General features: G+C 71.9%; 19 protein-coding genes and 1 pseudogene. 14 read left to right on the forward strand and 6 right to left on the reverse strand.

Annotated elements, in window-relative coordinates; translation table 11 throughout:
• The first annotated feature begins 87 nt into the window (after positions 1–87).
• The 4 genes from DEJ32_RS11645 (at position 88) to DEJ32_RS11660 (ending at position 5,583) form a co-directional block, all read left to right on the forward strand.
• The gene (locus DEJ32_RS11645) at positions 88–369 is read left to right on the forward strand and encodes a pyrophosphorylase (protein ID WP_110823592.1); all 282 of its coding nucleotides are present in this window, start codon (positions 88–90) and stop codon (positions 367–369) included.
• Between the two features lie 293 nt (positions 370–662).
• Positions 663–2,687, forward strand: coding sequence for a glycosyltransferase (locus DEJ32_RS11650; protein ID WP_110823593.1), 2,025 nt, complete (start codon positions 663–665; stop codon positions 2,685–2,687).
• Entirely contained in the window at positions 2,684–3,094 is a 411-nt protein-coding gene (locus DEJ32_RS16285; protein ID WP_110823594.1) for an ATP-binding protein, read from the forward strand. Before DEJ32_RS11650 ends, DEJ32_RS16285 begins: the two co-directional genes overlap by 4 nt.
• Positions 3,082–5,583: an OpgC family protein gene (locus DEJ32_RS11660; protein ID WP_110901389.1), complete on the forward strand. Its 2,502-nt coding sequence runs from the start codon at positions 3,082–3,084 to the stop codon at positions 5,581–5,583. Before DEJ32_RS16285 ends, DEJ32_RS11660 begins: the two co-directional genes overlap by 13 nt.
• Before the next feature lie 89 nt (positions 5,584–5,672).
• Here the strand turns inward: DEJ32_RS11660 and DEJ32_RS16290 are convergent, their stop codons facing one another.
• The 3 genes from DEJ32_RS16290 to DEJ32_RS11675 form a co-directional block, all read right to left on the reverse strand.
• Positions 5,673–6,563, reverse strand: coding sequence for a hypothetical protein (locus tag DEJ32_RS16290; RefSeq protein ID WP_181420663.1), 891 nt, complete (start codon positions 6,561–6,563; stop codon positions 5,673–5,675).
• Between the two features lie 119 nt (positions 6,564–6,682).
• Complete coding sequence (locus tag DEJ32_RS11670; protein ID WP_258369031.1) at positions 6,683–7,456, reverse strand: response regulator transcription factor; 774 nt, start codon at positions 7,454–7,456, stop codon at positions 6,683–6,685.
• Positions 7,453–8,871: a sensor histidine kinase gene (locus tag DEJ32_RS11675; protein ID WP_146234149.1), complete on the reverse strand. Its 1,419-nt coding sequence runs from the start codon at positions 8,869–8,871 to the stop codon at positions 7,453–7,455. The genes DEJ32_RS11670 and DEJ32_RS11675 overlap by 4 nt, the downstream gene beginning before the upstream one ends.
• Before the next feature lie 218 nt (positions 8,872–9,089).
• On the opposite strand from DEJ32_RS11675, the gene DEJ32_RS11680 reads away from it, so the two are divergent.
• From DEJ32_RS11680 to DEJ32_RS11690, 3 genes are read left to right on the forward strand one after another with little or no spacing between them, the layout of a single operon-like run.
• Complete coding sequence (locus tag DEJ32_RS11680; protein ID WP_110823599.1) at positions 9,090–10,409, forward strand: ABC transporter substrate-binding protein; 1,320 nt, start codon at positions 9,090–9,092, stop codon at positions 10,407–10,409.
• Positions 10,406–11,377: a carbohydrate ABC transporter permease gene (locus DEJ32_RS11685; protein ID WP_181420664.1), complete on the forward strand. Its 972-nt coding sequence runs from the start codon at positions 10,406–10,408 to the stop codon at positions 11,375–11,377. The genes DEJ32_RS11680 and DEJ32_RS11685 overlap by 4 nt, the downstream gene beginning before the upstream one ends.
• Positions 11,377–12,225: a carbohydrate ABC transporter permease gene (locus tag DEJ32_RS11690; protein WP_110823600.1), complete on the forward strand. Its 849-nt coding sequence runs from the start codon at positions 11,377–11,379 to the stop codon at positions 12,223–12,225. The genes DEJ32_RS11685 and DEJ32_RS11690 overlap by 1 nt, the downstream gene beginning before the upstream one ends.
• A 94-nt stretch (positions 12,226–12,319) precedes the next feature.
• On the opposite strand, the gene DEJ32_RS16295 is transcribed toward DEJ32_RS11690, so the two are convergent.
• Positions 12,320–12,469, reverse strand: a complete 150-nt coding sequence (locus DEJ32_RS16295; RefSeq protein WP_181419412.1) for a hypothetical protein — start codon at positions 12,467–12,469, stop codon at positions 12,320–12,322.
• Positions 12,470–12,633: 164 nt separating this feature from the next.
• Entirely contained in the window at positions 12,634–13,083 is a 450-nt protein-coding gene (locus DEJ32_RS11695; RefSeq protein ID WP_110823601.1) for a MarR family winged helix-turn-helix transcriptional regulator, read from the reverse strand.
• A gap of 101 nt (positions 13,084–13,184) precedes the next feature.
• Here DEJ32_RS11695 and DEJ32_RS11700 point away from each other — a divergent pair, with 101 nt between their 5' ends.
• From DEJ32_RS11700 to DEJ32_RS11725, 6 genes and pseudogenes are all read left to right on the forward strand, one after another.
• The gene (locus tag DEJ32_RS11700; RefSeq protein ID WP_110823602.1) at positions 13,185–14,171 is read left to right on the forward strand and encodes an AraC family transcriptional regulator; all 987 of its coding nucleotides are present in this window, start codon (positions 13,185–13,187) and stop codon (positions 14,169–14,171) included.
• 61 nt (positions 14,172–14,232) lie between these two features.
• On the forward strand, positions 14,233–15,636 hold the full coding sequence (locus DEJ32_RS11705) for an MFS transporter (protein WP_110901392.1): 1,404 nt from the start codon (positions 14,233–14,235) through the stop codon (positions 15,634–15,636).
• Positions 15,637–15,750: 114 nt separating this feature from the next.
• A pseudogene (locus DEJ32_RS16520) lies at positions 15,751–16,509 on the forward strand (alcohol dehydrogenase catalytic domain-containing protein); the annotation flags it as partial.
• A gap of 663 nt (positions 16,510–17,172) precedes the next feature.
• Positions 17,173–18,600, forward strand: coding sequence for a bifunctional UDP-N-acetylglucosamine diphosphorylase/glucosamine-1-phosphate N-acetyltransferase GlmU (glmU, locus tag DEJ32_RS16525; RefSeq protein WP_110901400.1), 1,428 nt, complete (start codon positions 17,173–17,175; stop codon positions 18,598–18,600).
• Positions 18,601–18,713: 113 nt separating this feature from the next.
• Entirely contained in the window at positions 18,714–19,691 is a 978-nt protein-coding gene (locus tag DEJ32_RS11720; RefSeq protein WP_110823606.1) for a ribose-phosphate diphosphokinase, read from the forward strand.
• Positions 19,692–19,713: 22 nt separating this feature from the next.
• Positions 19,714–20,487, forward strand: coding sequence for a putative protein N(5)-glutamine methyltransferase (locus tag DEJ32_RS11725; RefSeq protein ID WP_110901401.1), 774 nt, complete (start codon positions 19,714–19,716; stop codon positions 20,485–20,487).
• Positions 20,488–20,503: 16 nt separating this feature from the next.
• Here the strand turns inward: DEJ32_RS11725 and DEJ32_RS11730 are convergent, their stop codons facing one another.
• On the reverse strand, positions 20,504–22,081 hold the full coding sequence (locus DEJ32_RS11730) for a molybdopterin-dependent oxidoreductase (RefSeq protein WP_110901402.1): 1,578 nt from the start codon (positions 22,079–22,081) through the stop codon (positions 20,504–20,506).
• 200 nt (positions 22,082–22,281) lie between these two features.
• Here DEJ32_RS11730 and DEJ32_RS11735 point away from each other — a divergent pair, with 200 nt between their 5' ends.
• A complete protein-coding gene (locus DEJ32_RS11735) occupies positions 22,282–22,980 on the forward strand; it encodes a hypothetical protein (protein ID WP_110901393.1) in 699 nt (232 codons plus the stop codon).
• Positions 22,981–23,264: the final 284 nt, after the last annotated feature.

Genomic DNA, 23,264 nt, shown 5'->3' on the forward strand with positions numbered 1-23,264 from the left:
GGCGCGGTTCGGTACTGTGGACCCCGTCAGAGCCTCCGGGGGATCTTCTGCGCGGGGGTGCAGGTACGAAGAGAAGAGGGGTTCACCATGTCGCGTGTGCTTTCGACCGAGCAGGCGAAGACCGCCATCCGTCAGATCCAGTCCATCGTGAACGGTGGGTTCACGGACCAGATCTCGCAGCTCGATGCGCAGGGGCGCATCCTGTCCGACTCGAACGTGTGGGACGGGCCGCTGGCTGCGAACTTCCGTGGTTCGACGTGGCCGGAGACCAAGGCTGCGCTGGACAAGGCGAAGACGGAGCTCGAGCAGCTCCGCACGCAGCTCGACAAGATCTCGCAGGACATCTTCACCGCGGGTGGCGGCGCGTAACACCGCCCGACAGCGCCCGGGTCGTCGACTGGTTCGACGGCCCGGGCGTCGTCGTACCGGGCCGGCCGTCCCCAGATCGGGGCGTGGTGCTGACACTGGTCGCCCGCCTGCGGTAGACAGGACAGCACGCCGACGTCGCCAGGGGTGACGTCGAGCGCAGGGGAGCGACCGGCGGGACCCGGGACCGTCGCCGACCCCGATGGCACCCCCGTGCGCGGCAACCGCGTGCACGGGTCTTCGGGATCAGGAGGGGACACCGTGCACAGCACCCACGGTTCACCGGAGGCACGTCGATGACGGCGGTCGAGGTCGGGCGTCAGGACCGACGTCGGCTCGAGGTCGGCACCCCGCGCCGTCGGCTCCTCGCCGTGCGGACGGTCGCCGTGCTCGCGGCCGTCTCCGGCATCAACTACATCGCGTGGCGGTGGGTGGCCTCGGTGAACTGGCACTCGTGGTGGATCGCCGTGCCGCTCATCCTCGCCGAGACGTACAGCGTCATCGACTCGGTCCTCTTCGCGTTCGGCGCGTGGAAGCTCCGGGAGCGCGGTGAGCCGCCGACCCCGCCGAGCGACCCGGTCACCGTCGACGTCTTCATCACGACGTACAACGAGCCGATCGACCTCGTCATGCGCACCGCCCGCGCCGCGAAGGCGATCCGGCACCCGCACGAGACCTGGATCCTCGACGACGGCAACCGTCCGGAGATGCGGGCGGCGGCAGAGGCCGAGGGCCTCGGGGTCATCACGCGCGGCAAGGACTGGGTGGACCGGCCGCGCCACGCGAAGGCCGGAAACCTCAACAACGCGCTGCTCGCCACGCAGGGCGAGTTCCTGCTCATCCTCGACGCCGACCAGGTGCCGGACCCCGCCATCCTCGACCGGACGCTGGGGTACTTCAAGGACGAGCGGATGGCACTCGTGCAGACCCCGCAGTGGTTCGAGAACGTGCCGGACTCGGACCCGCTCGGCAGCCAGGCGCCCCTGTTCTACGGGCCGATCCAGCAGTCGAAGGACGGCTGGAACGCCGCGTTCTTCTGCGGGTCGAACGCGATCCTGCGCCGCGAGGCCCTCATGCAGCTCGGCATCACGCGGTACGTCCGCGAGGTCGAGACGAGCGTGCAGCGCACCGTCAAGACGGCGAAGAAGCTCCTCGCCCGCGCACGCGAGAACGAGACCGACCCGCGCGTGCTCGCCGCCCTCGACGACGCCGAGGTCGTGGTGGAGCAGGCACGCGCTGACATCGCCACGGGCGAGCCGCTCGGCGACGTCACCTACCGGTTCCAGCGCGGCATCGACGCGATCGCCTTCCGGTTCGCCGCGGCGGACCTCGAGGCGGTCCGTGCCGAGCTGCAGGAGCTCGCCGCGATGTCGACCGACGCCAACACGTTCGCGGGGCTCGACGACGCCGCACTCGACGTCCTCGGGCAGCGCGACGCGTCGCCGGTCGCCGCGATCGAGGCGATCGCCGTGCTGACCCGCGCGCTCGACGTCAACCGCGACGACGAGGCGCAGCCGATCATGCCGCTGGCGACGATCTCGGTGACCGAGGACATGGCGACCGCCATGCGCCTGCACGGTCTCGGCTGGAAGTCGGCGTACCACGACGAGATCCTCGCGAAGGGCCTCGCGCCCGAGGACCTCCAGACGATGCTCGTGCAGCGCCTCCGCTGGGCACAGGGCACCATGCAGGTGTTCTTCCGCGAGAACCCGCTCGTGCAGAAGGGCCTGTCGTTCGGCCAGCGCCTGATGTACTTCTCCACGATGTGGAGCTACCTGTCGGGCTTCGCCGCGGTCGTCTACATCGCCGCACCGGTCCTCTGCCTGTCGTTCGGCGTCGTGCCGGTGCAGGCGTACAGCGTGGACTTCTTCGTCCGGCTGATCCCGTTCCTGGTGCTCAACCAGCTGCTGTTCTGGGTGGTGGCCGCAGGCAGACCGACGTGGCGCGGGCAGCAGTACTCGCTCGCGCTCTTCCCGGTCTGGATCGAGTCGGTGACGAGCGCGTTCGAGAACGTGTTCCGCGGCAAGCCCCTCGGGTTCCGCGTGACGCCGAAGGTGCGCGACGAGTCCGAGGCACGGCCCCGGTGGGACCTGGTCAGGCCGCAGCTCATCGCGATGGGGGCCCTGGTCGCCGCGCTCGTGATGATCGCGATCCGCTACCTGGCCGGGCAGGCCGAGGGCATCGCGCCGCTCGTCAACACCGCCTGGGTCGTGTTCGACCTGTTCATCTTCAGCATCGTCATCCGGGCCGTGCGCTACCGCGGACCCGAGGCCGAGATGCCCCTGGCCCACGAGTCGACCACCGTCGGAGGACCCCTGTGAACGTAGACGCCAGCATCGACGTCCCGGCGGTCCCGGCGTCGCTCGACACCGTGCAGGACACGTTCGGGTCGTGGTGGGAGGGCCTGGGGGTCGACGACGTCTCGCTGCGGTTCCGGTTCGAGACCGCGCTCGTCGAGATCGCCGCCAACGTGATCGAGCACACCCGCCGGTCCGACGTCGGTCAGGGCCGGCGGTTCCTGCTCGACCTCGGCACCGACGGCGACGACCTGGTCGCGGTCCTGTCCGACAACGGCATGCCGGTCGACATCGACCTCGGCGAGGTCACCATGGCGGACCCCGAGGACGAGGGGGGCCGGGGGCTCGCCCTGGCCATCGCCGCCCTCGACCGCCTCGAGCACACCCACCAGGGCGGCCGCAACGTCTGGACGCTGGTGTGCGCTCGCTGAGGCAGAACGCGGCGAAGGCGGTCGCGCTCCTGGTCACGATCGGCGTGCTCGTGCTCGGGGGAGCACTGCCCGCCGACGCCGTCACGTCCGGCGTCCGCGAACCCGCGAGCGGGAAGACCTGGTTCGGACCGGACCTCGACTGGGGTTCGGACTCACCGGACGGCTACGAGGGACGACTCGACGCGACGCCGTCCATGTACGGCGTCGAGGTCGCGTACCCGATCGACCGGTCGGCCGAGCGGGAGCTGCTGCGCGCGACCCGTGCCGCTGCGGCGCAGGGTGCCGTGCTCGTGGTGAGCCTCGAGCCGGACCGTGCGCTCCGGACGCTCACGAAGGCCGACGCCCGCCGGGCGAACACGCTCCTCCAGGAGATCCACCGGCAGTACGACACGCAGCTGCTCGTCCGCTTCGCCCCGCAGATGAACGGCACGTGGCTGCGCTGGGGGCAGCAGCCGACGCAGTTCATCCGGGCCTTCCGGGCGCTCGCGTCGCAGGTGCACGCGGGGAACTCGGACGCCCGCATGGTGTGGCAGCCGTCCTACGGCGCCGGGTACCCGTTCGGCTCGTCCGCCGGCCGGTTGGCCGACCTGTCGGCGACGGACACGGAGAAGCTCGACACGAACGGCGACGGGCAGCTGACCGAGGCCGACGACCCGTACCTGCCCTACTGGCCGGGGGAAGCGTCGGTCGACTGGGTCGGCCTGTCGATGTTCTACTTCGGCAAGGGAGCGGCGACGGAGGCCGCCGGGCGTGACGTCCCGCTGACGCGGAACGACGTGCCGGAGTCCGACGAGGTGGCACAGCGCTTCGCCGAGACCTGGGGCTACCAGCGGGCCCAACCGGAGACGTTCACGGAGCGCTTCGCCGCGGGCCGGGACCTCCCGATGCTCCTCGACACCGGTGCGCTCTACGACCACTCGCTCGGAGGGGACGCCGAACTGCTCGTGAAGCAGGGGTGGTGGCGGCAGGTCATCGACGCCGTCCGCGACCACCCGGAGATCCGCGGTGTGACCTACATCGACGCGATCCGGCGTGAGCCCGAAGCGGGCAACCGGCCCGCGGACTGGCGGTTCGCCAAGGCGCCCGGGGTCGCCGGGTCGTTCCGCACCGACCTGCAGGAGTCCGACCGCTTCGTCTTCGGTCCGGTCACCGAGCGGGTCACCCCGCAGCAGGGCGCCGAGGCCACGAACCAGCAGCTCGACACCGGCGGCGACCAGATGGCCTGGATCGTCTGGTTGGCGGCGGGCCTCGCGGTCGTGTTCGTGCTGAGCGGGCTGTTCGGGCGGCTCGTGCCGAGCTGGCGCTACCCGGACGACGGCAAGCCCGGACGTGATCTCCGACTCGACCTGTTCCGCGGGTTCATCATCCTCGCGGTGGTGATCACGCACATCGAGGTGTCCGGCCCGTACTCGTACCTGACGCTGCACGCGGTCGGCGCCATCACCGGTGCCGAGATGTTCGTGTTCCTGTCCGGCATGGTCCTCGGCATGGTCTACCCGCTCGGCGTCGCCAAGTTCGGCGAGTGGGCTTCGGCGATCGGGGCCTTCAAGCGGGCGCGCAAGCAGTACGTCGTGACGCTCGTCGTCATCCTCGTCGTCTTCGCGCTGAGCTTCATCCCGTTCCTGAACACCGACGCGATCACGACCTTCACCGACCGTGGGACCGGCACGGACGGCGTGCGGGCCGAGGGGCGCGTCTACGACCTGTACCCGAACGCGATGCAGCTGCTCGCCTACCCGCCGCCCTGGTACGCGATCCGACAGTTCCTGCTGCTCGAGATGGGCCCCTGGCCGTTCAACATCATGGGCCTGTTCGTGGTGCTGAGCCTGTTCATCCCGGTGTTCATGTGGATCATCCGCCGCGGGTTCTGGTGGGCGCTGCTCATCGCGAGCTGGGCGCTCTACGTGTTCCAGGTGCTCAACCCGGAGTTCAAGCCGGTCAACGCCCAGTTCGACGCGGTGTTCCCGCTGTTCATCTGGCAGGTGGTGTTCACGCACGGCCTCGTGCTCGGCTACCACCGACGGCAGATCACGCGCGCCCTGACCGGCCGCCTCGGCAAGGTGCTCGTCGGTGTGCTGGTGTGCGGGTACGCGGCGTTCCTGGTCTACGTCTGGGCGGGTGACCGGTTCGACTTCACGCCGGTGCCGTTCCCTGCGGACATGTATCGCGAGCTGTACAACACGGCGTACCAGCGTGTGGACCTGCAGTGGGGTCGTCTCGTCGACATCGCGTTCTTCGCGATCGTGTCGTACGCGATCCTCACGGTGTTCTGGAAGCCGGTGAACGCCGTGATCGGCTGGCTCTGGATCCCGCTCGGTCAGGCCAGCCTGTACGTGTTCGTGTGGCAGGTGTTCTTCGCGCTCGTGGTCGCGTCGATCCCGGTCGACTACGGCAACGTCTGGATCGGGACGATCACCCACACGGTGCTCATCCTGCTCGTCTGGTACATGGTGCGGAAGAAGTTCCTGTTCTCGGTCATCCCGCGCTGACGCGCGGCGCGCGACGGGCTACAGGCAGACGGGAGGCCCGGTACCAGCTGGTACCGGGCCTCCCGTCTGCCTGTCAGGCCGTCCGGCCGTCAGCGCGACGCGATCGGCGTCGGGTCGACCGGGTCCGGCGGCACCGGCAGGGAGCCGCGGATCTGGTTCTGTGCCTGGCAGTCGCTCGTGCAGTTCGTCGCACCCGCGCTCAGCTCGACGGCGTCCTCGCCGAGCACCCCGCCCATGCGTCCACCCGGCTGCACGGTCCAGGTCGTGGTCGTGGCCGTCTGCGAGGTCTTCGTCGCGACCTGCGGGCTGTCCTTGCCGAGGAGCATCTGGTGCGCGCCGCTGCCCGAGGCCACCGCCGCGGTGCCGTCGCCGAAGTTGACCTTGCCCGTGTACGGGTTGACGAAGTAGAACAGGCCCGCGCCGAGCGTGTGCGTGAACTCGACCGGTCCGGCGAACTCCGTCTCCATCTGGAAGATCCCGCCCTGGGCGCCGTCCTTGGCCTGGATCTTGTACTTGCCGGCTGCGGTGCTGAAGATCGCGACCAGGGTGTCGTCCCGCACCTCGAGGGACGACAGCCGCGTGCCGGCGAGCTGGGCGGGCGTCAGCGTCGGGACCTTCGACGCGAACACGACGGTCGGCTTCGTCACCATCCGCTGCGTGTCCGGTGCGCCGGTGAGCGTGTAGTCGTGGACGCCGAGGTCGGCGACCCGGATGTCGAAGCCGTTGTGCTGGCCGCGCACGGCGATCGTGCCGGACACCGCGGTGTCACGGAGCTTGAAGTCCTTGCCGACCGCGGGGTTCGTCGTGGTGCCGTTCACGGTGACGGCGTAGTCCCCGCCGGTCGAGGTCTTGCCGGACGCCTGCGCCGGGGCGACCCCGACGAGGGCGACTGCGGCGACCGCGGCGGCGACGACGGTGGCGGCGATGCCGACCGTGCGGCGACCCGCGGTGCGGCCGCGGTGGGTGGTCGTGGTGTCCATGGTGTGCCTCCTGTGCTCGGGGCGGTTCGTCCCCTCGGCACGATCGTCGCCGCTGCAGCGCGACGGCACCATCGGACCTTGGTACTAGTACCCGCCTGCCGGACGACGTCGGCGTGCGGTCACCAGCCGTGGTCCCGGGCCCAGAGCGCGGCGCTCGTCCGGTCGGCGACACCGATGCGGCGGAACACGCTGCCGACGTGCACCTTCACGGTCCGTTCGGCGATCCCGAGCTCGGTGGCGATCTGCCGGTTCGACAGGCCACGGGCCAGACGGACCAGCACGTCACGCTCCCGCGGCGGCAGGTCGGGTGCGTCCCGGTCCGCCGCACCACGGAGCGGACCACCGGCATCGTGTCGGTCCGGACCGTCGACGCCGCCGCGCACCGGACCGCCGCCGCCGGGTCGGGCCGCGCCGCCGGTGCCCGCCGGGACGCCGCTGCCGGTCCCGGCACCGGCGTGGCCGTCGGAATCCGCGTGCCGGTCGACCCCGCGGGGCAGGAGGCTCCGGGCCACCCGCGGGTCGATCGGCACCTCGTCCCGCGCCGTCGCCTGCACCGCCCGGACCACGTCGTCGGGGTCGGCGTCCTTGAGCAGGTAGCCGGTCGCGCCGGCCGCCAGCGCGGCGCGGACCCGGGCGTCGTCGGCGAACGTCGTGAGCACGAGCACCCGGGCCGTGGGGACGCGCTCCCGCAGCGCGGCCGTGGCGGCGACCCCGCCCGCGCCCGGCATCGACAGGTCCATCACCACGACGTCCGGCTGCAGGGTCTCCGCCAGGTCGACCGCGGCCTCGCCCGTGGCGGCCTCACCGACCACCGTGCAGTCCGCCGTCGTGTCGAGCACCGCCCGCAGCCCGTTGCGGACGAGCGCGTGGTCGTCGACGAGCAGCACCCTCACCACCGGTCGGCCTCCGCCGGCAGGCTGAGCTCCCACGTGGTGCCGCCACCCGGCGCGGTCCGCAGGTGCAGCGACCCGCCGGAGTCCTCGGCCACCTGCCGGAGCAGCGTCGTGCCGAGGTGTCCCTCCCGCCGCGCGCTGAGGACCGTCACCGGGTCGAAGCCCGTCCCGTCGTCGGACACGCGGACCGACAGGTCGCCGTCCCGCCGTCGGACGACGACCTCGACCCGCGAGGCCCCGGCGTGCCGCACCGTGTTGGCCACTGCCTCCCGCACGAACCGCACCACCGCGGTCAGGGCGGCCGGTGGGGCGTCCACCCGGTCCGGCACGTCGAGGACGGTGGCGATGCCGGAGGCGTGGGCGCGCGCGGTGGCGTCGGCGAGCGCGGCACCGAGCCCGTCCCGGTCGGGGGCGGCCGGCTGCACCGCCGACATCAGCGAGCGCAGGGCGGACACCGCTCCGCGGAGAGTCGACGCGGCGGCGTCGAGCGCCGTGGCGGTCGGACCCGTCGCTCCCCGCGCGACCGCGCCGAGCGAGAACGCGAGCCCGGCGACGTCCTGGACCGGTCCGTCGTGCAGGTCCGCGGCGATGCGTCGGCGCTCGGCGGTCTCGGCGTCGAGCGCGCGGACGAGCAGCCGTTCGCGGTCCCGCTGGCCCGAGCGCAGGCGGAGCAGCAGCCACAGGAGCACCGGCAGGAGCAGCCCGATCACGACGGCGACCGTGCCGAACGCGAGTGCCGCGAACGCCGAACGGAGCGACGCGGAACTCGCCAGCACGTCGTCGTACGGGTAGTAGACCTCGAGCAGCAGCGGGTCGCCGGAGGGGACGTGGACCGCCTGGTACGCCTCGAGGAGGGGCCCCTGCCCCCGCTCGTAGCGGTTCTCGGGTGCGCTCAGGTCGGACACCTCGGCGTCGGACCGGTCCTCGGCGAGTGCTTCGAGGTCCTCGTCGGACAGCGTGAACCGTTCACCCGTGAGCCGGGGTTCGTCCGACCAGAGCACGGTCCCGTCCGGTGCCCAGAGCTTGACGCGGACGGCGGCGCTCGCCGCGGTGGCACGGCGCACGGCCCGGTCGAGGGCCTCCACCGCCTCCCGGTGTGCGGTGGTGTCGGCCTCCGGGTCGACGATCGCGTCGCGGAGCGCGGGTTCGACGACGGACCGTGCGACGGCCGCGGTGTCGCGGGTGGCGTCCTCGACGGCGAAGCGTTCCGCTGTCCGCTGCGAGACGAGCGTCCCGGCAGCGGCGACCGCGGCACCGCCGAGCACCGCCGCGAGCACGACGCCCACCAGGACCCGACGCCACGGGGTCGCGCGGACCGGGCGTCGCCGCGGGTCAGGGGGCACGACGACCACGGCCCTCGGTGCGCGCTCGGCGTCGCCGTCGGGCGCTGGCTCCGTCGTCCGTGGTCCGCGCACCCGGTCACCGTAACCGCTGGGCGGTGTCCGGTACGGCTCCGGCGGGCGTGGGCGCGCGCGGCGGACGAGACCGGCTCGTCGAGACCGGCCGGAGCGTGACCCTCGTGCTCGGCGGACTCCCAGGCGCGGTGCGGTGGTCAGGGGTTGAGTGGCCTCACAGCTTCGCGCGCCCGCTCAGACGGAGGCCGGGGGTGCGGACCGGACGTCGAGGAGGACGGATGGACATCGACCGCAGGCTGTTCCTGCTCGGAGGCACGGGGGTGCTGCTGCTGGCCGGCTGCTCCACGCGCCCCGAGCGGACCGAGGTCGCCGACTGGCCGACCGACCCGCCGGAGGGACCGGCGACCATCAGCTGGTGGGCCGGGCAGGTGGCGTCGAAGGACGGTGGGGACCTCCGACGGCGACTGATCGCCGAGTTCCAGAAGGAGCACCCCGACATCCGCGTGCGGATCGTCAGCGCCCCGAGCGACACCGACACGAACCGGACGTCGCTGACGACGCAGATCGCAGCCGGGTCGCCGACGCCGGACGTGTACCTGGGCGACGTCGCCTGGCCCGGGCAGTTCGCGAAGAACAAGCTCGCGACGCCGGTGAACACGCTGGTGGGGGAGGACTTCTTCGAGCAGTTCCCCGAGGGGCTCCGGCTCGCCGCCAGTGTCGACGGCACGTACTACATGTTCCCGCTCTACATCGACGAGTCGTTCTTCCTGTACCGCAAGGACCTGCTCGACAAGCACGGCTTCCAGGTACCCGGGTCGTGGGAGGAGGTCCGCGACACCGCGGCGAAGCTCGTCGACACCGGGGACGTCTCGTACGGGTTCGCGTTCCAGGGCGACGTGTACGAGGGCCTGACCTGCAACGTCACCGAGTTCGTCGCCGACGCCGGTGGCTCGCTGCTCGACGACGGCCTCGAGAACGCGACGACGACGAGTTCCGAGACCCGGCGGGCGTTCGAGTTCATGCGCTCGCTCGTCACCTCCGGCGCGAGCCCCCGTGCGACGCTCACGTACCAGGAGCAGGACACGAACGACGCCTTCTCGGGCGGTCGTGCCGCGTTCCTCCGGAACTGGTCGTACGCGTGGGGCATCGCGAACGGCCCGGACAGCGCCGTCCAGGGCAAGGTCGGGCTCGCCGCCCGCCCGACGTTCGACGGGATGGAGGACCACCACTCGACGATCGGCGGTTGGGGGAACTACATCAACCCGCACACCCAGCAGCCCGCAGCCGCCCTCACGTTCGCCCGCTGGATGTCGAGCGAGACGGCGCAGCAGTTCCTCACCCGCGAGGGCGGGGTCCTGCCGGCCCGGTCCGCGTCGCTCGTCAGCGCGGACGCGAAGCGGCAGCAGCGCCCGACGTACGACACCGCCGCGGGCATCACGCTCGTGCCGCGTCCGACCTCGACCGCCTACTACCCGAAGGTCTCGCAGGGCGTCTACCAGAACGGCAACGGCATCCTCGGCGGGCAGCGCACGGTCGACGGCGGGACGCGCGCGATGGCCGACGCCATCGACCTCGCGCTCCGGGGAGCGGCGCTGTGAGCGCCGCGACCGGCGTCCGGACGTCGACCCGACCGGGAGGCCCGACCCGCCCCGACCCCGTCGTTCGCCGGAGCGGACGGAACCGCCTCGACCGCCTGCGTGCCCGGAGCGCCTGGGGCTTCGCCGCCCCGGCCCTCTTGGTCGTCGCGGCGGTGACGATCTTCCCGGTCGTCTACTCGATCGTCCTCAGCTTCGCGGACGTCGAGATCGGCTACGACGGCTTCGCGATCCAGGGCTTAGGGTTCCACAACTACGCGGCCCTGGTGCAGAGCGCGGACTGGTACCGGGCGCTCGGCTTCACGTTCCTGTACACGATCGTCACGGTGTTCGTGGAGCTCGTGCTCGGCATGCTCGTCGCGCTCGTGCTCGAGCGGCTCGGGGCGACCCGGGGCTGGATGCTCGCGCTCATGCTCGTCCCGTGGTCGCTCGTGACCATCGTCAACGCCCAGCTGTGGAAGTACGTCTACGACTCCACGTACGGGGTGGCGACCTGGTTCTTCGCCCTGTTCGGGGAGGCGCCGGTGATCCTCGGCGAGCCCGTCCCGGCCATCACCGGACTCATGGTGGCCGACATCTGGAAGACGACGCCGTTCGTCGCGATCATCCTGCTCGCGGGCCTGGTGCAGATCTCCGAGGACCACTACGAGGCGGCGGAGCTCGACGGCGCCAACGGCTGGCAGACGTTCTGGCGCGTGGTGCTGCCGCAACTCGCCCCGACCCTGACGATCGCGGTGCTGTTCCGCATCCTGCAGGCGTTCGGCGTCTTCGACCTGCCCTTCGTGCTGACGAACGGCGGCCCCGGGACGAGCACCCAGTCGCTCGCGATCATGGGCTACAAGGTGCTCTTCCAGGACATCAACATCGGGCCGGGAGCGGCGATCGCGACGAGCACCGCGCTCATCGTGGCCGCCGGCTGTCTGCTCTTCCTCCGGGCCTTCCGGAACCAGGCGAAGGGAGGCGAGGCCTGATGCCCCGTCAACGGATCCGCAAGGGCTGGCGGCGGTGGGTCAACACCGTCAACGTCAGTGCCGTCGTCATCGCCGTCGTCACCGCGTTGCCGCTGTACTGGCTCGTGACGACGTCGTTCAAGCCGTCCTCCGAGATCGCGCAGTCCCCGCCGACCGCCTTCCCGATGTCGTTCACGCTCGACAACTTCGTCGTGGCCTTCCGGGACAACGCGCTCGGGCAGTACATGGTGAACAGCATCATCGTGTCGGTGTCCACGACCGTGATCGTGCTCGCGCTCGCGTTCCTGGCCGGGTACGCGCTCGCCGGCCGGTGGATCCGTGGACGCACCGCGATCATGACGTCGCTGCTCATGTTGTCGGTGTTCCCGGCGATCGCGGTGCTCACCCCGCTGTACCTGCTCGAACGGAACCTGGGACTGCTCAACTCGTACCCCGGGCTGATCGTGCCGTACGTGGCGTTCAACCTGCCGTTCGCCATCTGGATCATGCGGAACTACCTGCAGGGCATCCCGTCGACGATCGAGGAGGCCTCCGAGATCGACGGCGCCGGTGCCTGGCGAACGGTGCTCTCCGTGATCCTGCCGATGGCGAAGCCCGGGTTGTTCACCGTCGGGGTCTTCACCTTCACCGCGTCGTGGAGCGAGTTCCTCATGGCGCTCACCTTCAACAGCGAGAACTCGCTGCGGACGATCCCGGTCGGCATCGCGCTGTTCGGGACCCAGTTCACGGTGCCGTTCGCGCAGATCTTCGCGGCGAGCGTGGCGGCGACGGTGCCGATCGTCATCCTCGTGCTCGTGTTCCGCCGGTCGATCGTCTCCGGGCTCACGTCCGGCGCGGTGAAGGGCTGAGCGGCCGCACACACGACGGGAGGCCCGTGGCGATCCCGCCACGGGCCTCCCGTCGTGTGCCAGCGCGACGCGCTGCCGCGTCGACGACGGTGTGTCAGCGCTGCTTCGTCGTGCCGACGAAGAGGTCGTCGAACAACCCCTGGTCGTCGGTCGGCTGCTCGCCGTGCTTCCAGCGGCGGCGCAGACGGCGGATGGTGGTGATGCGCACCGGGTCGACGCCCGGCTCGGACTCGTACATGCCCATGGTGTCCCTTCCCGTCGGACATGACCCCCTTGCGAGGGGTCCTGATCGTCACCGACGGTACGACGGTGAACGGGAGCACGTCCGGGCGAACGGGGAGGTCGCCGACCCATCCGCGCTGCGCGGACAAACCCCCCAGCGACGATCCGACCGGCCCATACCCTGCACTACGACGCGGGTGGCACCCCGTCGTCGAGCGCCCCGGCGATCAGGTCCACGATGCGGACGAGGCGTCGACGCTCGCGTTCCGAGAAGGAGGACAGGAGTTCGTGCAACTGCTCGTTGGTGCTCGCCAGCGCCGCTGCGAAGACCTCCTCGTGACCGGGTGTGAGCTCGATGAAGCGGCTCCGACCGTCCTCCGGGTTCGGCACCCGTCGCAGGACGCCCTGTCGTGCCAGCCGGTCGACGAGGCCGGTCACCGCGGGGCCCGTCAGCCCCAGGTGCACGCTGAGGTCCTTCACGCGGACCGACCGTCCGGCCGTCTTCGCGCGCCACACGTACCGCACGACCAGCAGGTCCGTGCCGGTGATGCCGGTCCGGTCGCGCAGACGGTCGCGCAGCGAGATCGAGGAGTGCTCGAGCCGGGCCAGGGCGCCCATGACGTCGAGTTCACTCACGGGCTCGCCTCCTCGACGTGCAGCCGCGCGCGGGTCGGCTCCGCGCGTTCGGGCTCACCCTATCCGGACGGCGGTCACGTCCGGTCCGGTCGGGTGACCCGGTGAGCGCGCCGACGTCCTCAGATGGTCCGGGCGACGAGCAGTCCGTCACGCCGGTCCGGTTCGAGGTCGCCGGGACCGAACCGGAGGCGGCCGTCCGCGACCTCGCCGGCATCTACGCCGGCAAGCAGTGGTTGTCCCGCCGGACAGAGGGCGAGTACTCGTACCGCTACACGGCCGTCGGGGACTCGGAGGTGTCGATGCGCCGGTCGACCATGAACGGCTTCCTCCGCGGCGCCTCCACCCCGGGCAACGAGCTGGTGATGGGGTGGCTCACGTCGGGCTCCGGCGTCCCCGACACCCTGCGCGACCGCGTCCCGCTCCGCATCGGGCAGCCGACGCTGTTCGCCGCGCACCGCGAGGTCGTGTTCGTGGCCGCAGACTACGACCAGCAGCTCGTGCACCTGGATCGTCGGTTCGTCCGCGAGGTCGCCTCGGAACGGTTCGACGTGGGCACCCGCGACCTGCGGTTCGACCACCTGCGACCGACCGAGAGCGCGGCCGTCCGGCACTGGCGCGACTCCCTCGGCGCGCTCTCCCGCGCGCTGCGCGAGGGCGGGACCGACTCGCTCGTGTGGCACGAGGCGAAGCGGCAGACGGCCGACGCGTTCCTCCGGGTCGTCCCGCCGCAGCTCGACCGCCTCCCCGCCGAGCTGCTGCACCCGCGGCAGGCGAAGCTCCGGGCCGCCGTCGAGTACGTCCACGCCCACCCCGAGGACCCGATCACCATCGCGGAGCTGGCGCGGGTCGCGGGGTTGAGCGTGCGCAGCGTGCAGGAGTCCTTCCGCCGGACCCTCGGTGTCTCGCCCCTGACCTACCTGCGGCAGGTGCGGCTCGACCGCGTGCACGACGAACTGCTCGCCCGCGACCCGCGGACGGCGTCGGTCGGTGAGGTCGCGACCCGGTGGGGCTTCGCGCACCTCGGACGCTTCTCCGCGGCCTACGCGGAGCGGTTCGGCGAGTACCCCAAGCAGACGCTCCGACGGTGACCTGCTGACCCGGAGCGGCACGGTTCCCCGGCACGACACCGGGACGCGCTACGGTTCCGCCATGACCGGTACGCCGACGACCGCCGCGGCCCCGCCGACCACGGCAGGACGACGGGCACTCGTGTCCTGGGCGCTCTGGGACTGGGGCTCCGCCGCCTTCAACGCCGTCGTCACGACGTTCGTCTTCAGCACCTACCTGGCGAGCCGGGCCTTCGTGGACCCGGCACTGGTCGCCGCCGAGGACTCGACCGCTGCAGCAGCCGCCGCCGTCGAGCGGGAGCTCGCCCACAACGCCGCCGTCGTCTCGACGGCGTTGACCGTCGCGGGCATCCTGGTCGCCCTCGTCGCCCCCGCCGTCGGGCGGCTGGCCGACACGTCCGGGCACCGCAGGCGGTCGGTGCTCATCGCGACGGTCGGTGTCTTCCTCGCCATCGTCGGCATGGTGTTCGTCGCCCCGGAGCAGCCGTACCTGGTGCTCGGCGCCGCGCTCATCGGCATCGGGACGGTCGCGTACGAGATCGCCTGTGTCGGGTACAACGCGATGCTCGGGCAGGTCGCCACCGGACCGAAGACCGGCCGGGTCTCCGCGATCGGCTGGGCCGCCGGGTACTTCGGCGGGATCGTGCTCCTCGTCGTCCTGCTCCTGCTCTGCATCCAGGACTTCGGCGTGGACGGCCGCGGTGGGCTCCTGCAGCTCCCGGCGACGGTCGCGGGCGGGCAGTGGGACGTGCGCGTCGCGATCGGGATCGCCGCGGTCTGGCTCGCCGTCAGCTCGGTCCCGCTCTTCCTCGCCGTTCCCGAGGCACCCGCCGACCCGAGCCGCCGCGGGTCGCTCTGGACCGCCTACGCGGACCTCGGGCGGGACGTCGCCCGGCTCTGGCGGACGCGGCGCAACGTGCTCGCGTTCCTGCTCGCGAGTGCGGTGTTCCGCGACGGCGTCGGCGCGGTGTTCACGTTCGGCGGGATCATCGCCGCCCAGGTCTTCGGCTTCAGCCCGTCCGAGGTCATCCTGTTCGCGATCGTCGCGAACGTCGTCGCGGGCATCTCGACCGTGCTCTCCGGCCGACTCGACGACCGGTTCGGGTCCCGTCCGCTCATCATGGTGTCGCTCGTGGGGCTGGCCCTGACCGGTACCGCAGTGCTCTTCGCCGGCTCCGCGCAGGTCTCGTTCTGGGTGCTCGGTCTCGCGCTCTGCGTGTTCGTCGGGCCGGTGCAGTCGTCCTCCCGGGCGTACCTGGCCAAGCTCGCGACGCCCGGTCGTGAAGGAGAGCTGTTCGGCCTCTACGCCACCACCGGCCGCGCGGCCTCGTTCATCGCGCCGGCGCTGTTCGGCCTCGCCGTGACCGTGGGCGGGTCGACCCGGTACGGGATCCTCGGGGTGGTCGTGGTGCTCGTCGCCGGGCTCGTGCTCATGGCGTTCGTGCGCGACGAGACCCGGCCCGCCAGCCGGGGCGCCGCCGCCTGACGGAGGCGGGGAGGGCCTCCCGGCCGCCGCCTGCCCGCGGGTCCTGCTGCCCTCGACGACCACCGAGACCGCCGCGCGTACCGTCCGGGTCGACGACCCACGAGGAGGAACCCCATGAAGGCAGTTGTCTGGCACGGCATCGGCGACATCCGGCTCGACGAGGTCCCGGAGCCCACGATCCAGGACCCGCACGACGCGATCGTGCACATCACCCGCTCGGCGATCTGCGGTACCGACCTGCACTTCGTCCGCGGCACCATGGCCCCGATGCAGGAGGGCACGATTGTCGGTCACGAGGCCGTCGGTGTCGTCACCAGCGTCGGTGACGCCGTCCGTGGCTTCAGCGCCGGCGACCGCGTCGTGATCAACTCGACGATCTCGTGCGGCGCGTGCCGGTACTGCCGGATGGGCCAGACCGCGCAGTGCGACGTCGCGAACCCGAACGGCCCGCAGGCGGGGACGAGCTTCTTCGGCGGCCCCGAGTCGACCGGTCCGGTGAACGGTCTGCAGGCCGAGTACGTCCGGGTCCCGTGGGCGCAGAACACCATGCACCCGCTGCCGGAGAACGTGAGCGACGAGCAGGCCATCCTGCTCTCCGACATCTTCCCGACCGGGTGGTTCGGCGCCGAGCTCGCCGGCGTCACCCGCGGCGACGTCGTCGTGGTGTTCGGCGCGGGCATCGTCGGGCAGTTCGCCGCGGCGTCCGCGTTCAAGCAGGGCGCCGGGCGCGTGATCGTCGTCGACGGCGAGGAGACCCGGCTCGCCGCCGCGCTCGCGCAGAACTGCGAGGTCGTCGACTACAACCGCGAGGACCCGGTGCAGGCGATCATGGACCTCACGAACGGGATCGGCGCCGACGCCGTCATCGACGCGGTCGGGGTCGACGCCGAGCGCCCGAAGCGGGGCCCGGCAGCGGTGTCCGACGAGCAGGCGGCCGCGTTCGACGCCGAGGTCGCCCAGGTCGCGCCCGACGCCTCCCCGGACGGGTTCGGCGAGGCGCAGCAGTGGAAGCCGGGTGACGGCCCGTCGCAGGTCGCGCAGTGGGCGGTCGCGTGCGTGGCGAAGTACGGCCGGATCGGGATCATCGGTGTGTACGGGCCGACCGCGCAGTCGTACCCGATCGGCGAGGCGATGAACAAGAACCTCACGATCCGCATGGGCAACTGCGACCACCACTCGGTCACGCCGCCGCTCATCGACATGGTCGCAGCGGGCCAGTTCGACCCGACCGCGCTCATCACCGAGCACGAGGGCATCGGGTCCGCGATCGAGGCGTACGAGGCCTTCGACCGTCGCGAGCCGGGCTGGATCAAGGTAGAGCTGTTCGGACACGTCCGCCTGACGGCGGTCCACACGCACGCGCGGACCGCGCACGGCTCGGCCTGGAGGCCCGGCACCGGTCAGACGGCCGGTGCCGGGCCTCCAGGCGCTCGCGGTGCGTCGGCGGCTCCTCCACGGACGTGCTGCGGCGCGGAGTTCCGCACAGATGCCCGCGACGGTCGGACGCCGGGGGAGCGGTGCGCCAGGATGGGACGCATGACCGACCAGCGGATCGCCGTCGTCGTCCTCGCCGCCGGGCAGGGCACGCGCATGAAGTCCTCGCTCCCCAAGGTGCTGCACCGGCTCGCCGGGCTGCCCCTCATCGCCCACGTGCTCCGGACCGCCGAGTCCCTGTCGCCCGAGCACGTCGCCGTGGTCGTGCGGCACGAACGTGAGCGCGTCGCGGCGGAGATCACCGAGCGTGCCCCCGACGCCCTCGTCGTGGACCAGGACGACGTCCCCGGGACCGGTCGGGCGGTGGAGGTCGCGGTCGACGCGCTCCCGGCCGACTTCGACGGCGTCGTCGTGGTGCTCTCCGGCGACGTCCCGCTGCTCGACGCGCAGAGCCTCCGCGGACTGGTCGAGGCGCACGCGAGCCAGTCGAACGCGGTCACCTTCGTCAGCGCCATCCAGGACGACCCGACCGGGCTCGGCCGGATCCTGCGCGACGCCTCCGGCGCCTTCACCGGTGTCGTCGAGCACAAGGACGCGACAGACGAGCAGCGTGCCGTCACCGAGACCAACGCCGGCATCTACGCGTTCGACGTCACCCACCTGCGCGCGGTGCTGCCGTCGCTGACGACGGAGAACGCACAGGGCGAGAAGTACATCACCGACGTGCCCGCGCTCATCGCCGCCCGCGGGGGACGGGTGGACGTCGTCACCCTGACCGACCCGTGGCTCGTGGCCGGGATCAACGACCGGGCACAGCTGTCGGATGCGGCACGGGAGCTGAACGCGCGGATCGTCCGTCGGCACCAGCTCGCCGGCGTCACGGTGCAGGACCCCGCATCGACGTGGATCGACCTCGACGTGTCCATCGAGCCCGACGCCGAGCTCCTGCCCGGCACGCAGCTGCTCGGAGCGACGGCGATCGCGGCCGGCGCCGTCGTCGGACCGGGCACCACGCTCCGGGACACCGAGGTCGGAGCCGACGCCACCGTCAACCGGGTCGACGCCACGCTCGCGGTCATCGGGGACGGCGCCTCCGTCGGGCCGTTCGCCTACCTGCGGCCGGGCACGGTCCTCGGCGACCGCGGCAAGATCGGTACCTTCGTCGAGACGAAGAACGCCGTCATCGGTCGCGGCAGCAAGGTCCCGCACCTGTCCTACATCGGCGACACCGAGGTGGGCGAGGACTCGAACATCGGCGCAGCCACCATCACGGCGAACTACGACGGCGTGCACAAGCACCGCACCGTCGTCGGGTCGGACGTCCGCACCGGGTCGCACAACGTGTTCGTCGCCCCGGTTAGGATTGGTGACGGGGCGTACACCGGTGCAGGCACGACCGTCCGCAAGGACGTGCCGGCCGGGTCGCTCGCGATCAGCTACGCCCCACAGCGCAACACCGAGGGATGGGTCGAGGAGAACCGACCCGGTACCCCGGCGGCCGAGGCAGCTCGGCGCGCGCGAGGCGAGTGACACCTTCGACGGTCCCTGCGGCCGTCAGCGGTGGGCCCCGATCGGAGCCCAGGACATCGGCCCCGGCGGGGTCAGATCGGCCCCCTCTCGGGGTCAGGGAGTGAGCACCACACGTGTCCGGAATCAAGACAACCGGCCAGAAGCGACTCGTCCTGGTGGCCGGGCGAGCGCACCCGGAACTGTCGAAGGCGATCGCGGAAGAGCTCGGTGTCGACCTCGTCCCGACCGACGCCCGGACCTTCGCCAACGGTGAGCTCTACGCCCGCTTCGACGAGTCGGTGCGCGGATGCGACGCCTTCGTCATCCAGTCGCACACGGCCCCGATCAACGAGTGGCTCATGGAGCAGCTCATCATGGTCGACGCGCTCAAGCGTGCCTCGGCCAAGCGCATCACCGTCGTGGCGCCGTTCTACCCGTACGCCCGCCAGGACAAGAAGGGCCGTGGGCGTGAGCCGATCTCGGCCCGTCTGGTCGCCGACCTGTTCAAGGCCGCGGGTGCGCACCGCATCATGAGCGTCGACCTGCACGCGCCGCAGATCCAGGGCTTCTTCGACGGTCCCGTCGACCACCTGTTCGCCATGCCCGTGCTGCTCGAGCGCTTCAAGGAGATGCTCGACCCGGAGACCCTCACCGTCGTCTCGCCGGACATGGGGCGCGTCCGCGTCGCCGACATCTGGTCCGAGAAGCTCGGGGCTCCGCTGGCGATCATCCACAAGCGCCGTGACCCGCTCGTCCCGAACCAGGTCTCCGTGCACGAGATCGTCGGTGACGTCTCCGGTCGCTGGTGCCTGCTCGTCGACGACCTCATCGACACCGGGCGCACCATCGCGAAGGCCGCCGAGGCACTCAAGGCCAACGGTGCCAAGGGCGTCGTCGTCGCCGCCACCCACGCGGTGTTCTCCGACCCGGCCACGGAGCTGCTGCAGAGCGAGTTCATCGACCGCGTCGTCGTGACCGACACCCTGCCGCTGCCACCCGAGAAGCGCTGGGACAAGCTCGAGGTGCTGCCGATCGCGCCGCTCATCGCCCGGGCCATCCACGAGGTGTTCGACGACGGCTCGGTGACGTCGATGTTCGACGGCGCCGCCTGAGCGCTCACGTCCGACGGTGGCACTGACCGCGCGGGACGCCCTCGCCGCCCGACTCCGGTCGGGCGGGAGCGTGTTCGCTGAGGACGAGGCGGACCTGCTCCTCGCGGCCGGTGACGGCGACGCGGTCCGGCTCCGCGGCCTGGTGCAGCGTCGCCTGGCGGGGGAGCCCCTCGAGTACGTCCTCGGCTGGGCGGCGTTCGACGGGCACCGCGTCCGCGTCACACCGGGCGTCTTCGTGCCACGGGCGCGGACGCGGGTCGTCGTCACGGAGGCAGCCCGACGGCTCCGACGGTACGACCGTGTCGTCGACCTGTGCTGCGGAGCGGGGGCCGTCGCGATGGCGCTGCTGGAACGCGTCGGAGCGCTCGACCTCGTCGCTGCCGACATCGACCCCGACGCCACCGAGGTGGCCGCGGAGAACCTCGGCGACCGCGGCATCGTCGTGACCGGGAACCTGTTCGACCCGCTGCCCACCCGGTTCCGCGGTGCCGTGGACGTGCTCGCCGTGAACGCCCCGTACGTCCCGACCGACGCCATCGCGACCATGCCGCCCGAAGCGCGCGACCACGAGCACCGGGTCGCACTCGACGGCGGCGCCGACGGGCTCGACCTGCACCGGCGCATCGCTGCCGGCGCTGCTGACTGGGTGCGGCGCGGCGGGTCCGTGGTCATCGAGGTGTCGGCCAAGCAGGCGCCGGTGTCCGCGGAACTGTTCCGCACCGCCGGCTTCACGACCGATGTCGTGCGGGACGACGACGTCGACGGCACGTGCGTGGTGGCGACGCTCCCCGCCTGACCGCACGGGCCTCCCGTCAGGACGCCGTGATGGTGACCCCGTGCCACCCGGTCGCGCCGTTCGGTGCCGGCGGCCGCTGCACGCTCGTCTGCACCTCGCCGTCGGCACCGACGGCACGGACCTGGATCTCGTGCCGTCCCTTCGTCGCCGTCCACCGGAGCACCCACTGCCGCCACGTGTCGGCCGAGACCGAGTCCGCCAGTTCGGCGTCCTGCCAGTCGGCGTCCCCGACCTTCACCTGCACGGCCTTCACCCCGGTGTGCGGCTGCCACGCGACGCCCGCGATCGGGACCCGGTCGCCGACGGCCACCGTGACGCCGTCCACCGGGGTGTCGATCCGCGACTCGAGCTTCACCGGTCCCCGCTCCGACCAACCCCGAGGCGTCCAGTACCCCTGTGCCCGGGAGAACCGCGTCACCTCGAGCTCGGTCACCCACTTCGTCGCGGACACGTACCCGAACAGGCCGGGCACGACCAGCCGCGCCGGGAACCCGTGCTCGGCGGGCAGCGGGTCGCCGTTCATCCCGACGGCCAGGAGCGCGTCGGTCCCCTCGTCCTGGAGCACGTCGAGCGGGGTCCCCGCGGTGAAGCCGTCGATGCTGCGGGACAGCACCATGTCCGCTCCGGCGCGGGGGCGGGCGCGCGCCAACAGGGACCGGATCGGGTACCCGAGCCAGAGGGCGTTGCCGATCAAGTCGCCACCGACCTCGTTCGACACGCAGCTCAGGGTCGCCATGTGTTCCTCGAGCGGGAGCGCGAGCAGTTCGTCCCAGGTGAGCTCGACCTCCTCGTCGACCTCGCCCGTGATCTTCAGCGACCAGTCGGCGGGGTCGATGGCGGGGACGCGCAGCGCCGTGTCGATGCGGTAGAAGTCGGCGTTCGGCGTGACGTACGGGGTGATGGCCTCGACGTCCAGGCTCGCGCCGCTCGGGACGGGCGGGGCGGGCGTCGCCGGCTGCGGCAGACGCACGGCTCGCCGGACGGCCGCTGCGGCCTGGAGCGAGGCCGAGCCGATCCGGGAGGCGCCGCCCACCACGACCGCGAGCGCTGCGCTGGTCACCGTCCAGCGGATGAAGGAGCGGCGTGCGACCGCACCAGCACCGCCGGGTCCGGCGGTCGGGACCGCGCGGGCGTCCTCCCAGCGGCGGAGACGCTGGAGCAGGAGTCGCAGCACCACCACCGCGGCGGCGATGCCGGCGACCGTCGGGGCGCCGTCGAGGGTGCCGCTGCCCGAACGAGTGGTGACGGCGAGGAGTGCGAGCACCCCGCCGGCGGCGAAGACGAGCGCGCCGTACGGCGGGTTCCGGCGTTCGAGGACACCGGCGCCGGCCGCCACCGCGACGAGGATGACGCTCATGAGGACGAACAGGGCCACCTTGTCGCCCGTTCCGAACAGCGACACCATGAGGTCCTTCGCCGTCGGGGGCGCGAGGTCGATGACGGCGGAGCCGACCGCGACGAGCGGACTGCCTGCGCCGCCCAGGACGAGCGCGCCCAGTTCGGCGACCGCGAGGAACGCGAGGACGGCGATGACGCCGACGAGCGCTGCGGCCCACCTGCGGTGCGGGAGGAGGCGCGGGTCTGGCTCGGTCACGATCGGATCGTAGGTCAGTCGTGCTGGGAACAGGGCGTCGGTGCCGCTCGTGGACTGCGGCTGCGGCTGCGGCTGCGGCTGCGGCTGCGGCTGCAGGTCGCGCGTCGGGTCCGGGTCGGGATCGGGGTTCGGGGTCGGGGTTCGGGGAGCGTTCACCCGGTGCGAGGTGTGCCGTGCGGGCGCCGTGGCAGGATCGGAGCGTGCCGTGGCGACCTGATCGTGTCCCCGGGCTCGGTCGCGCCCGCGACGACCAGCACCGCTGGTCCTCCGCCGCTCGGCTCCTCGTGCTCCGGTGGGTGATCGTCGGTGTGTGGGTGGCGCTCCTCACCGCCCGGATCATCGTCGTGACCGTCCACGCGGACGCAGACCTGCGGGCCTTCGGCATCGCGGAGGCGGTGGCCGTCACCGCTGGCGTGACGATCGTCGTCCTCGCGGTCGTCCGTGCACGCGCAGCGGGTCGGCGTCGCGCTGACGACGTGCTCGCGCGCGCGGTGCGCCGTATCGACCCGACGGTGTGGCTGGTCCCCGCGGCTCCGACGCAGGAACTGCGCGGGGTGATCGAGGCGGCCCGGCCCGAGGTGCCGCTCACCGCTCGCGTGACCTGGGCGTTCGGAGCGACGGAGGCTTCGCTGTGGGAACTCGACGGACGGCGGGCGACTCGGCTGCTCGTCATCCGGTGGAGCCGCGTCATGCACGTCGGGACCGAGGCGGTCCTCGTGCCGGGTGCCGGTCGGCGCACCGCCCCCGCCGTGGCGGTGCACTACGTCCGAGCCGACGACACGACCGCCGTCGCGACGTTCTTCGTGCGTGTCGCCCCCGGTTCGGACCGGTTGCTCGGCCCCGGTGCTCGTCTCGACGACCTGCTCGCCCGACTCGCCCGCGAGCGCATCGTCGCCTGACGGGGATGGCGCTGCGGACCTGTGCGTGAGCTCGTGCTCGTGCCCGTGCCCGTGTCCGTGACCGCGCCCGTGCTGGTGCCCGTGTCCCGCCCGGCACCGACCGGGACACGGGTTCGCCCGGGTCGGCTCTCGTCGATGACGAGGCAACCGACCCGGGCCTGCGCTCCCGCGGGTCCTGCCGCGGGTCCTGCTCAGTGCGTGGACGGCTCCTGTTCGACCTCGCGGCGGTCGTTGTCGGACCAGAGGGTGTGGAACGTGCCGTCCTTGTCGATGCGCTGGTAGGT

It is taken from the genome of Curtobacterium sp. MCPF17_046, assembly GCF_003224295.1.
Classification (GTDB): Bacteria; Actinomycetota; Actinomycetes; order Actinomycetales; family Microbacteriaceae; genus Curtobacterium.